We start from the raw sequence: 10,908 nt of genomic DNA on the forward strand, positions 1-10,908 counted from the left end.
CAATGTAGCCGGTAGCCCTGTGAAGGACGAAAGCATACAGAAAACAAGCCCCGGAGGTGATCGACATCTTCGGGGCTTCGTTTTTCCATCTCATTCATTCATATAAGCGCATACAAATTCTGTCAAGTGGCGAAATAATGGCCTGAATTTGTCTCAACGATGGTCATTGGTGGTCGAAATGGACGTGAATGATGTCGAAAATAGCAGAAAAAAGGAGGGATTTGAACTGAAGAAACGATGGAAAAAGCCTCTTTTTTGCGTAGTTGAGCAAACTTTTGGACAGCAGGAGGGAGCATGGATGGAAATATCGGTGGAGGTTAATGGCTTTGTTATCATTGTGCTACGAGTTATGGGGGTAAAATGCACTTTTGTAACTTTATATGTAATGGTCATTGGTATTATAGGTAGAATAAAACCATTACCATTGTGTATAAAGTATTGAAAACGCAAAATAACGTCCACCATGTCCACCCCTTTTTGCCTCCCGTCCGAAAAAAAACAGCTCCCGTCCCCAAAAATAGGGGACGGGAGCCGTTTGGAATTTATACACGTATGTGTTTTACCGATTCTTAATCCTGGCGTTCGCGGCGAGGACCACGGTCTCCGCGATCCTGGCGGGGTCCACGATCTCCACGTTCCGGTCTCGGACCGCGTTCGGGTCTCGGCGGACGTTCTTCGTAACCTTCCGGTTTCGGCAGCAGGACTTTGTGGGATAATTTGAATTTGCCGGTCTTGGCGTCGATGTCTACCAACTTGACGCTGATAGTATCGCCTTCTTTCAAACCGGCCTGTTCAACTGTTTCCAGACGTTTCCAGTCGATTTCGGAAATATGGAGCAAGCCGTCTTTGCCCGGCATGAATTCAACGAACGCGCCGTAAGGCATGATGGAAGAGATCTTTCCTTCGTAGGTTTCACCGATTTCAGGAACAGCGACGATACTTTTGATGGCACGTATAGCCGCATCGATTGTCGCTTTGTTTGTTCCGGAGATTTCGATTTTGCCCACTCCTTCATCTTCTTCAATAGTAATGATGGCACCCGTCTTTTCCTGAATGCCCTGGATGATCTTGCCGCCCGGGCCGATTACCGCACCGATAAATTCTTTGCCGATCGTCATAGTCTCGATTCTCGGAGCGTGAGGCTTCAGATCCGAACGAACTTCCGGCTGGGCTTCTGTGATCTTACCTAAGATGTACATACGGCCTTCTTTTGCCTGTGCCAATGCGTTTTCAAGAATTTCGTATGACAGGCCGTCTACCTTGATATCCATCTGAGTGGCAGTGATACCGTCTTTTGTGCCTGTTACCTTGAAGTCCATATCGCCCAAGTGGTCTTCGTCTCCCAAGATATCGGACAGGATAGCGTAGTTCTGACCTTTGTTTTCGGAGATCAGGCCCATTGCAATACCGGATACCGGCTTCTTCATCGGAACGCCTGCGTCTCTCAACGCCAGCGTACCGGCACATACGGTTGCCATTGAAGAAGAACCGTTAGACTCTAAGATGTCGGAGATCACGCGTACCACGTAAGGATAGTTTGTCGGGATCATCCGTTTCAATGCACGGTGGGCCAGGTTCCCGTGGCCGATTTCACGACGTCCCACACCGCGGGAAGCTTTTGCTTCGCCTGTAGAGAACGGAGGGAAATTATAATGTAAAAGGAAACGTTCTTTTCCGTGGTTCAGTACGTCGTCGATCATCTTTTCATCGGCTTTTGTACCTAAGGTGACAGTCGAGAGCGACTGTGTTTCGCCACGTGTGAAGATCGCAGAACCGTGAGGGCCGGGCAGGCAGTCTGTTTCGATCCAGATCGGACGGATTTCAGTGGTCTTACGGCCATCCAGACGCTTCCCTTCATCCAGGATAGCGCGGCGCATCGCTTCTTTTTCTACATCGTGGTAATAGCGGCCGATCATTTCAGCCTTTTCGTCCGTCAATTCTTCTTCTGAGAACTGGGCTTTATATTCTTCTACGATTGCTTCGAATGCTTCGGCACGCTGATGTTTGTCAGTACCGGATGTTGCAACGGCGTAGGCCTTTGCGTAACATTTTTCGTGTACATCCTTGCGTAGCTCGTCATCATTGACTTCGTGGCAGTATTCGCGTTTAACCAGTTTGCCGCATGCTTCGGACAGTTCGAGCTGTGCCTGGCACTGTACTTTGATCGCTTCGTGTGCAACTTTGATCGCTTCGAGCATTTCCGATTCCTGGACTTCGTCCATTTCGCCTTCCACCATCATGATGTTGTCAAGCGTGGCACCCACCATAATATCAATATCTGCTTTTTCCAATTCAGAGAACGTGGGGTTGACTACGTACTTGCCATCGATACGTGCGACGCGGCATTCGGAGATCGGTCCGTTGAAGGGTATGTCCGATACGGCCAATGCGGCGGAAGCAGCCAGTCCGGCCAGTGCATCCGGCATGTCTTCACCGTCTGCGGAAAATAATATAACATTTACATATACTTCGGCATGGTAATTGTCCGGGAAAAGAGGACGGAGGGCGCGGTCGACCAAACGGGAAGTCAGGATTTCGTAGTCGGAAGCTTTACCTTCTCTTTTTGTAAAACCTCCCGGGAAACGGCCGAATGCCGAGAATTTTTCTTTGTACTCTACTTGTAACGGCATGAAGTCAACACCCGGGTTTGCATCTTTAGCGGCGCAAACAGTAGCCAGCAACATGGTGTTGCCCATACGCACGGTCACTGAACCGTCCGCCTGTTTTGCCAATTTCCCGGTTTCGATGGTGATGGTTCTTCCATCAGCCAATTCGATCGTCTTGTTAATTGGATTAAGCATAATCTTTTCTTATTTTTCTATCTGTAAAAATTGGTGCAAATGTAGTGAAAGTTTATCTGTAAACGTGTGAAAATGAAAATAAAAAACATGAGAAATGCTCTTTTTTATAAAAATAGCGGGAAGATTTAGCGAATAATAGTGCCACAATTGTAAATTAATGTATATTTGCAGCGGATTAAAACAAGAAGTAAAGATATGATGAAACAAATATCCACACGGATGTTGACTGTTTTAGGACTGTGCATGTTCTTATTCTCTGCTTGTAACAACTCCTCGGATTTCACCGTGAAGGGAGTCGTGGCGGGGGCTGACGGTCAGCTTATGTATTTAGAGAATGTCGGTATATCGAATGTGGTTACACTCGATTCCATCAAGTTGGCTCCCGGCGGGAAGTTCAAGTTTACGGAAAAGCGTCCCGAATATCCGGACTTTTATCGTCTGCGTCTGAATAACCAGTTGATCAACTTCGCAGTCGATTCGACCGAAACTATTTCCTTCGTCGCCGATGCCGGTACTTTCGCAACTTCCTATTCGGTGGAAGGATCTGAAAACTCAAAGGCGATAAAGGCGATCACCTTGGCGCAACTGGATGCAAACCAAGCGATCAGTCGCCTGCGGAAGGAATATGAAGATAAGATGATTTCAGATACGACCTACCGTACGAAGGTTTTGGCTGCTGCCGACGCCTATAAAGAAGTCGCCCGGAAATATATTTATTCGGCGCCGATGTCCACGGCTGCCTATTTTGCTTTGTTCCAGCAGATCGACGGCTTGTTGTTCTTTGATTTGTACGACAGGAATGATGTCAAGGCATACGGGGCGGTTGCGACCAGCTACGATCATACTTATCCGGAAAGTCCGCGTTCGAAGCATTTGTATAATCTGACATTGCAATCCATGAAGGTCTTGCGTGCCCAACGTCCTGTCGACTACAGCAATGTGGAAACAAAGGAAATCTCATTCCTTGATATCGAATTGCCGGATGTTCGGGGCGAAGTGGTAAAACTGTCTTCGGTTGCTCCCGGCAACGTCGTTTTGATAAACTTTACGGCTTATCAGACGGAATGGTCGCCGGCTTTGAATATGGCGCTGGGTGAGTTGTACACGAAATACCATGGCCAGGGGCTTGAGGTTTATCAGGTTTCGTTGGATAGCGATTCCCATTTCTGGAGAAACGGAGCTTCCAATTTGCCGTGGATCACTGTCCGCGACCCGCAGTCTGTTTATTCGCAAGTGGCAGGTTTGTACAATGTAAAGCAATTGCCTGCCCTTTTCATCCTTGACCGCAAAGGGAACTTGGTCAAGCGTGTCGAAGACGTGAAGAAACTGGAAGCAGACGTAAAAGCGGTGCTTTGATTTATGATTTTTAAATCCTAACATGTTGTAAAGCACTTCAAAAGGATTTGCGTTCTTGAAAAGATCGTTTATCTTTGCAAAGTCTAAAAATACAGAGAAAGAGGAGTTCCGGCCAAGCAGTTGGTCGGGATTCTTTTTTTATTGTGCGGCAATCAATAATAACAATTTAAATAAATAGGAGGATTTAGTATGGCAGTGAGCTATATGACGAAAGATGGTTATGATAAGATTTTAGCTGAAATCAATTATCTGGAAACCGTGAAACGTCCGGAAATATCTGCCCAGATTGCAGAGGCCCGTGACAAAGGCGATTTGTCTGAAAATGCTGAGTATGACGCAGCAAAGGAAGCGCAAGGCATTATGGAAGCAAAACTTGCCCAGTTGAAGGGCTTGATCTCTAATGCTCGCCTGATAGACGAAACGCGTGTTCAAACAGACGAAGTCCAGATCCTGAACAAGGTCAAGATCAAGAACACCAAAAACAATGCAGTCATGACGTACACTCTGGTTTCCGACTCGGAAGCAAACCTGAAAGAAGGCAAGATTGCGGTCAGCACTCCGATTGCGCAGGGGCTGATGGGAAAAAAGGTAGGCGACATTGTGGAAATCAAAGTCCCATCCGGTATGATGAGCTTTGAAATTATGGATATATCGATTTAATAATATACCATTATGGCATCTATATTCAGTAGAATTGTGGCAGGTGAGATCCCTTGCCATAAAGTAGCGGAAGACGAAGAGTTTTTCGCTTTTCTGGACATCAACCCGGTAGCTGTCGGCCATACGTTGGTGATTCCGAAAAAAGAGGTCGACTATATTTTCGACATAGAAGATCCCCTGCTCGGACGTATGATGGCATTTGCCAAACGGGTGGCTCGTGCACAAGAAGCTGTTATTCCTTGCAAGCGGGTCGGTTTGGCTGTAATGGGACTGGAAGTTCCCCATGCGCATATTCATTTAATTCCGATCCGGAAGGAGTCGGATATGTATTTTGGCGGAAAGAAAATGGAGATTACTCAGGACGTGCTCGCAGACACTGCCGCACGGATAAAAAATGCCTTTAAATAAATAAGCTAAAGTCTTTTTGATATAAAAACTTTATGTATATTTGTGACCGCTTCTTCCTCTGTATGATAATATTGAGAGGGAGGAAGCGGTTTTTTTGTAAAGATTCATTAGTGGTTTTTACTCATAAATTTGTTAACCTTAGAAGAAAGGCCCCCCTTGTGAAAGGACGGCCTTCTTTTTTTAACACACAATCATCGTTATACGCTATTTTGTTTTGAGTTTTTAATCAACTTTGGTAATGGAACCGCTCCCGACAATGCTCTTTTCCTTTATGTTCGGATTCCCTTTGTACCGGATAGTTCCGCTTCCGGCTATTTTGGTGGATATTGCCTTGTTTGCGGTGATCTCGATATGGGTGCTTCCGGCCGCTTCGCAATTAAGTTCTTCGGTCTTCAGGCCGAACGCTTTGATCTTGCTGCTACCGGCGCTTTTTATATTTATCTTTTCTGTTTTACCGCTCAGTGAGACTGTGCCGCTACCCGCGATTTCGCAATCCAAACGGGTGATGGCAATGGAATCGGCTTTTATGGTTCCTCCTCCTGCAAATTTAATTTCCAGCTTCTTGCCGCTGAGACCTTTGCCTAAGTCGCAATTGCCTCCGCCTGCCATTTCGAACTCTTTCAAGGCAGTCGAGTTGGTTGTCACGATAAAGCGGGTGGGGTTGATTCCGGTATGCTTGTTTTTGGGGCGGACAACCAGCTCTTTGTTATGGGTATTGATATCCAGAATATCCATGATATTTTGGTCTGTCTCGACTTTCAAATAGGGGGCGTCGTCCGATTGCATGTACTTGAGGTTGATGTTCTCTCCCTCGATTTGTATCTCATCGTAATCCCCTATCGGGATTTCCTTGCTTACGACGTTTCCGTCACCGGAAACCTTGTTTATATGGCAAGAGCATAAAAGCCCTGCCATGAGTGCGAATGCCAGTATAAATGAATATGACTTTTTCATGATCGTGCTGTTTAAAGGGTTATACATTGAAGAAATTGTACCAAGGCAATGTGCTCCATCCGTTTATTCCGGTCTGATAGAAGTAGATGATGCACAGTACAACGGAAACTAACCATAAGATCAGCAGCGTCCATTTTGCCGTGTTGGGCAATGGCTTTGCCTTGAACAGCTGCATACAGATAGCATATACCAGGGCAAAGATAGGAATACCGATCAGCAGAATGAATCCGATGCATCCCATGATAGCCAGCGAAATCGGCGCTCCGGCTATCAGGTCGGCCCCGAACGGCGACAATTGATACAGGAAGCCAGTACCTCCGGCGATAAGGGCAAAGGTGACGACAACCAGTATAAAAGCAACGAGCAATAATGGCGGCAGCAGGATGGTCCCGATCAGTATGGCCATGAATTTCAGGATGAACCCTACCACGCCGACAAACAAGTCTGCCAGTTTTTGCAGAAAGCTTCTCGGCTTGTCGGAACTCACATAATCATTTACGTTATTGCTGACCTTCTCGAAACCGTCCGTAACCGTTTTGCCTATGTTTTCGAGGGTGACGCTTTGTCCGCGCATCATCAGCTTGTCGGCTGCGGTCCGTGCCAACGGCATTACCAGCCATAATATAAGGTATAGGATAATGATCGGTGCATAAGGAATGAAAAGCAGGATAATCATGGCAAGACGTACGGCTGTCACGTCCCATCCCATATAAGCGGCGATACCGCCGGCTACACCTCCCAATACCCGGTTGTCCGGATCGCGCATCAGCTTTTTCGGACCTCTGGGAATCTCCTCTTCTTGGAAAGAATGCGTTTTTGCTTCTTCGCGGTTGTCTTCTTTTTCTTCTTCGCCTTCAAAAAGTTCTTCCGGCTTGCCCATGCGCTTGATCACTTCTTCGACATGTTCGATCGTGATCACTTCATGGCCCAGCCGAACCCGTTCGTTGAACAGTTCGGAGATACGCATTTCAAAATCGTTCATAATCTCTTCCGAACCCTCTTCCTTGCGGAAGTGGATGCGAAGGTTTGCCAGATATTTATCGAGCAGTTCATAGGCATCTTCGTCAATGTGGAAAACCGTTCCTCCCAAATTAACTGTCAGTGTCTTCTTCATTGTTTTCTGATTTTAATTGTTTCTGATGTGGTTTATTGTATCGTTCAGTTCCTGCCAGGATGTTTCCAGTTCTCCAAGGAATTCTTCTCCCTTCGGGGTGAGCTGGTAATATTTGCGAGGCGGTCCTTGAGTAGATTCTATCCACTGGTAACTTAACAATTCGCTGTTCTTTAGTCTTGTCAACAGAGGATATAGGGTACCTTCCACTACAATCAATTTAGCTTCCTGTAACTTCTGGATAATGTCAGAGGTGTACGCCGGCTCTTTTTTGAGGAGCAATAGGATACAATATTCCAATGTTCCCTTTCTCATTTGTGATTTTACGTTCTCTGCATTCATTTTATTTTGTTTTACGCTACAAATATATGTATTGCCTGTGTACTATGCAATACATACTACTATGTTTATTCTAATTTAACATTAATATTGCACAAACTGGGCGCTTTTGTGTAAAAAAGAGGCTAATCTCATGACAAATAGAATAGAAAACAGTACTTTTGCACTATCAATTCAAAACAAAGAATTATGATTTACTACCATTATGCCGAGTTGGTTCATCGACAGGCAGAAAAATATGGTTCTCGTACTGCATTGAAATATCGTGATAATGCAACCGGGAAATGGCTTAAAATATCTTGGAAGGAATTCTCTGAAAAAGTGATGCTGACGGCTAAGGCAATGGCCGAATTCGGGATAGGAGTACAGGAGAATATCGGGGTTTATTCACAGAATATGCCGCAATGCTTTTATACGGATTTCGGGGCATACGCGAACCGTGTGGTCTCTATTCCGATGTATGCGACAAATTCTCCGGGGCAGATCGAGTATATAATCAATGATGCCCATATACATACTTTGTTTGTCGGCGAGCAGTTGCAGTATAATAATGCGTTCAAGGTGCAGAAAGAGTCTCAATACCTGAAGCGTCTGGTGGTGTTTGATCCGGCTGTCAAGTTGAATCCGGATGACAAGACTTCGATTTATTTTGACGATTTCCTGCGGTTGGGCGATAACGCGCATGCCGAGACAACGGTGAAGATCCGCATGAACGAAGCGGTACCGGAAGACCTGGCTACCATTATCTATACTTCTGGGACGACCGGCGAGTCCAAAGGGGTCATGCTCCATCATTCCAATTATCTGGAAGCCATGCGTATCCATGATATCCGTCTGCCGATGGTAACGGATAAGGATCTTTCCATGTGTTTCTTGCCGCTGACTCATATTTTTGAAAAAGCGTGGTCTTACTATTGCCTGCATAAGGGAGTGGTGATTGCGATCAACCAGGATCCTAAAATGATTCAGAAGACATTGCCGGAGGTACATCCTACATTGATGTGCAACGTCCCCCGCTTCTGGGAGAAGGTATATGCCGGTGTGCATGAAAAGATCAACTCGTCGTCTCCCGCCATGAAGAAAATCTTTTTGAATGCCATCGAGACCGGACGCAAGTATAATCTGGAATATAAGAATAAAGGCATCCCGGCTCCTTGCGGGTTGAAGCTGAAGTTCGAAATGTATAATAAGACCGTTTTCAATTTGCTGAAACGAGTGTTAGGGATCGAACGCGGCCGCTTTTTCCCCGTGGCCGGTGCGCCGCTTTCGGATACGGTCAATGAATTTTTGCAGTCTGTCAATATCCCTATTGTGTATGGTTACGGTTTGAGCGAGACGACGGCGACCGTCTGCTTCTATCCTGAAATCGGGTTCCAGTTCGGTTCGATCGGGGAAGTCATGCCGGATGTACAGGTACGGATCGATCCGGAGAATAGTGAAATTCTGGTAAAAGGCAAGACGGTGATGTCCGGTTACTATAATAAACCGGCTGAGAACGAGAAGGCGTTTACGGAAGACGGCTATTTCCGTACGGGAGATGCCGGGCGGATGGAAGGAAACACGTTGTTCTTCACCGAACGCATCAAGGACTTGTATAAAACATCGAACGGCAAATACATCGCTCCGCAAGCGATTGAAATGGTTATGAGCGGTGATCAGTATATCGAACAGATTGCGGTTATCGGTGATCAGCGTAAGTTTGTCAGCGCGTTGATCGTTCCCGCTTATCCGTTATTGGAAAAGTATGCCGAAGAAAAAGGGCTGGCTGCCGGCAGCCGGGAAGAACTTGTCCGGAATAAGGAAATCCTCCGCCTGATCGAGACGCATATAGAGGAAAACCAGAAGAACCTGGCTTCTTATGAGAAGATCAAGCGTTTCACCTTGTTGTCCGAACCTTTTGCGATGGGGTGCGAACTGACGGATACACTCAAGCTCCGCCGTTCGGTCATTTTGCAGAAATACGCGGATCCGATCGAAAAGATGTATGAAGAAGCTTCGAATACATGCGGTAGAAATCCGATTTAGGTGGGGTAGTAGTGACGTTTTGATAGTCAGGAAAATTGAGTATCTTTGCCGGACAAATTAAAAAACAAGAAAATTTATGATCACATCAGACCAACTAAGCAATGTGTTGGAGCGCCAGCAGGCGCTGAGGGGGTATCTTTGACATAGATGGTAAGACCATCCAGTTAGAAGAAGAAGAGTTACGTACCCATGATCCCGGTTTCTGGGAAGATGCCAAACGGGCGGAAGTCCAGATGAAGAAAGTAAAAGAATTGAAAAAGTGGATCGAACTTTACAACGAGGTTCATGCTGCAGCGGAAGAATTGCAGTTGGCTTATGATTATGTAAAAGAGGGAGTCGTCAGTGAAGAAGAGGTCGATGAAGCCTATGGCAACGCCATCCGGTTGGTGGAAAGCCTGGAGTTCCGCAATATGTTGCGGCAGGAAGCCGACCAGATGAGTTGTGTGCTGAAGATCAACTCCGGTGCCGGCGGTACGGAAAGCCAGGACTGGGCCTCGATGCTACTTCGTATGTATACGCGCTGGGCGGAGGCAAACGGATATAAGATTTCCGTCGCCAACTATCAGGAAGGAGATGAGGCAGGTATTAAAACGGCGACTCTCAACATCGAGGGCGATTATGCTTACGGGTATCTGAAAGGAGAGAACGGCGTACATCGCCTGGTTCGTGTGTCTCCTTATAACGCACAAGGCAAGCGAATGACTTCATTTGCTTCTGTCTTTGTAACCCCGCTGGTCGACGATACGATCGAGGTGAAGATCGACCAGGCTGCCATCTCTTGGGATACGTTCCGTTCGGGAGGTGCCGGTGGACAGAACGTGAACAAGGTGGAATCCGGTGTACGTCTGCGCTATCAGTTTAAAGATCCTTATACGGGCGAAGAAGAAGAAATCCTGATCGAGAATACGGAAACCCGTGACCAACCCAAGAACCGCGAGAATGCGATGCGTCAGTTGCGCTCGATCTTGTACGATAAGGAATTACAGCATCGTATGGAAGAGCAGGCGAAGGTGGAAGCCGGAAAGAAAAAGATCGAATGGGGTTCCCAGATCCGCAGCTACGTGTTCGACGACCGCCGTGTGAAAGACCATCGGACGAACTACCAGACATCCGATGTAAACGGGGTCATGGATGGTAAAATCGATGATTTCATCAAGGCTTACCTGATGGAATTCGGCGCAGCGGAATCTGCTGAAAAGCACGGCTCTTTCATTTAACTGAAAAATAGAGATATAGTTCCCTTACCCGGTTCGG

9 protein-coding genes are annotated in these 10,908 nt (G+C 46.5%); 5 read left to right on the forward strand and 4 right to left on the reverse strand.

Annotated elements, in window-relative coordinates:
• Nucleotides 1-569 precede the first annotated feature (569 nt).
• Nucleotides 570-2,801, reverse strand: coding sequence for a polyribonucleotide nucleotidyltransferase (gene pnp, locus RDN79_RS18395; RefSeq protein ID WP_298548270.1), 2,232 nt, complete (start codon nucleotides 2,799-2,801; stop codon nucleotides 570-572).
• A 198-nt stretch (nucleotides 2,802-2,999) separates the two neighbouring features.
• Here pnp and RDN79_RS18400 point away from each other — a divergent pair, with 198 nt between their 5' ends.
• From RDN79_RS18400 to RDN79_RS18410, 3 genes are all read left to right on the forward strand, one after another.
• On the forward strand, nucleotides 3,000-4,157 hold the full coding sequence (locus RDN79_RS18400) for a TlpA disulfide reductase family protein (RefSeq protein ID WP_298548289.1): 1,158 nt from the start codon (nucleotides 3,000-3,002) through the stop codon (nucleotides 4,155-4,157).
• A 189-nt stretch (nucleotides 4,158-4,346) separates the two neighbouring features.
• Nucleotides 4,347-4,817, forward strand: coding sequence for a transcription elongation factor GreA (gene greA / locus RDN79_RS18405; RefSeq protein WP_005645641.1), 471 nt, complete (start codon nucleotides 4,347-4,349; stop codon nucleotides 4,815-4,817).
• A gap of 12 nt (nucleotides 4,818-4,829) precedes the next feature.
• A complete protein-coding gene (locus tag RDN79_RS18410; protein WP_298548274.1) occupies nucleotides 4,830-5,225 on the forward strand; it encodes an HIT family protein in 396 nt (131 codons plus the stop codon).
• Between the two features lie 222 nt (nucleotides 5,226-5,447).
• Here the strand turns inward: RDN79_RS18410 and RDN79_RS18415 are convergent, their stop codons facing one another.
• From RDN79_RS18415 to RDN79_RS18425, 3 genes are read right to left on the reverse strand one after another with little or no spacing between them, the layout of a single operon-like run.
• Complete coding sequence (locus tag RDN79_RS18415; protein ID WP_298548276.1) at nucleotides 5,448-6,179, reverse strand: head GIN domain-containing protein; 732 nt, start codon at nucleotides 6,177-6,179, stop codon at nucleotides 5,448-5,450.
• Nucleotides 6,180-6,198: 19 nt separating this feature from the next.
• Nucleotides 6,199-7,293 (reverse strand): PspC domain-containing protein, encoded by a 1,095-nt coding sequence (locus tag RDN79_RS18420; protein ID WP_298548278.1) that lies wholly within the window; start codon nucleotides 7,291-7,293, stop codon nucleotides 6,199-6,201.
• A 12-nt stretch (nucleotides 7,294-7,305) separates the two neighbouring features.
• Nucleotides 7,306-7,632 (reverse strand): PadR family transcriptional regulator, encoded by a 327-nt coding sequence (locus tag RDN79_RS18425; protein WP_005635619.1) that lies wholly within the window; start codon nucleotides 7,630-7,632, stop codon nucleotides 7,306-7,308.
• A 186-nt stretch (nucleotides 7,633-7,818) separates the two neighbouring features.
• On the opposite strand from RDN79_RS18425, the gene RDN79_RS18430 reads away from it, so the two are divergent.
• Both RDN79_RS18430 and prfB read left to right on the forward strand, forming a co-directional pair.
• The gene (locus tag RDN79_RS18430) at nucleotides 7,819-9,654 is read left to right on the forward strand and encodes a long-chain fatty acid--CoA ligase (protein WP_298548285.1); all 1,836 of its coding nucleotides are present in this window, start codon (nucleotides 7,819-7,821) and stop codon (nucleotides 9,652-9,654) included.
• Nucleotides 9,655-9,730: 76 nt separating this feature from the next.
• Nucleotides 9,731-10,871, forward strand: a protein-coding gene (gene prfB, locus RDN79_RS18435) for a peptide chain release factor 2 (RefSeq protein WP_298548288.1) whose coding sequence is annotated in 2 segments (ribosomal slippage) — nucleotides 9,731-9,793 and nucleotides 9,795-10,871 — 1,140 coding nt in all. Because the reading frame shifts where the segments join, the coding sequence is not laid out codon by codon here.
• Nucleotides 10,872-10,908 lie beyond the last annotated feature (37 nt).

The sequence above is a fragment of the uncultured Parabacteroides sp. genome (genome assembly GCF_902493135.1).
Taxonomy (GTDB): Bacteria; Bacteroidota; Bacteroidia; order Bacteroidales; family Tannerellaceae; genus Parabacteroides.

Excerpts from the sequence above, each read along its gene's own strand:
- pnp (WP_298548270.1), bottom strand. The coding sequence starts at position 2,801 with ATGCTTAATCCAATTAACAAGACGATCGAATTGGCTGATGGAAGAACC.
- RDN79_RS18400 (WP_298548289.1), top strand. The coding sequence starts at position 3,000 with ATGAAACAAATATCCACACGGATGTTGACTGTTTTAGGACTGTGCATG.
- greA (WP_005645641.1), top strand. The coding sequence starts at position 4,347 with ATGGCAGTGAGCTATATGACGAAAGATGGTTATGATAAGATTTTAGCT.
- RDN79_RS18410 (WP_298548274.1), top strand. The coding sequence starts at position 4,830 with ATGGCATCTATATTCAGTAGAATTGTGGCAGGTGAGATCCCTTGCCAT.
- RDN79_RS18415 (WP_298548276.1), bottom strand. The coding sequence starts at position 6,179 with ATGAAAAAGTCATATTCATTTATACTGGCATTCGCACTCATGGCAGGG.
- RDN79_RS18420 (WP_298548278.1), bottom strand. The coding sequence starts at position 7,293 with ATGAAGAAGACACTGACAGTTAATTTGGGAGGAACGGTTTTCCACATT.
- RDN79_RS18425 (WP_005635619.1), bottom strand. The coding sequence starts at position 7,632 with ATGAATGCAGAGAACGTAAAATCACAAATGAGAAAGGGAACATTGGAA.
- RDN79_RS18430 (WP_298548285.1), top strand. The coding sequence starts at position 7,819 with ATGATTTACTACCATTATGCCGAGTTGGTTCATCGACAGGCAGAAAAA.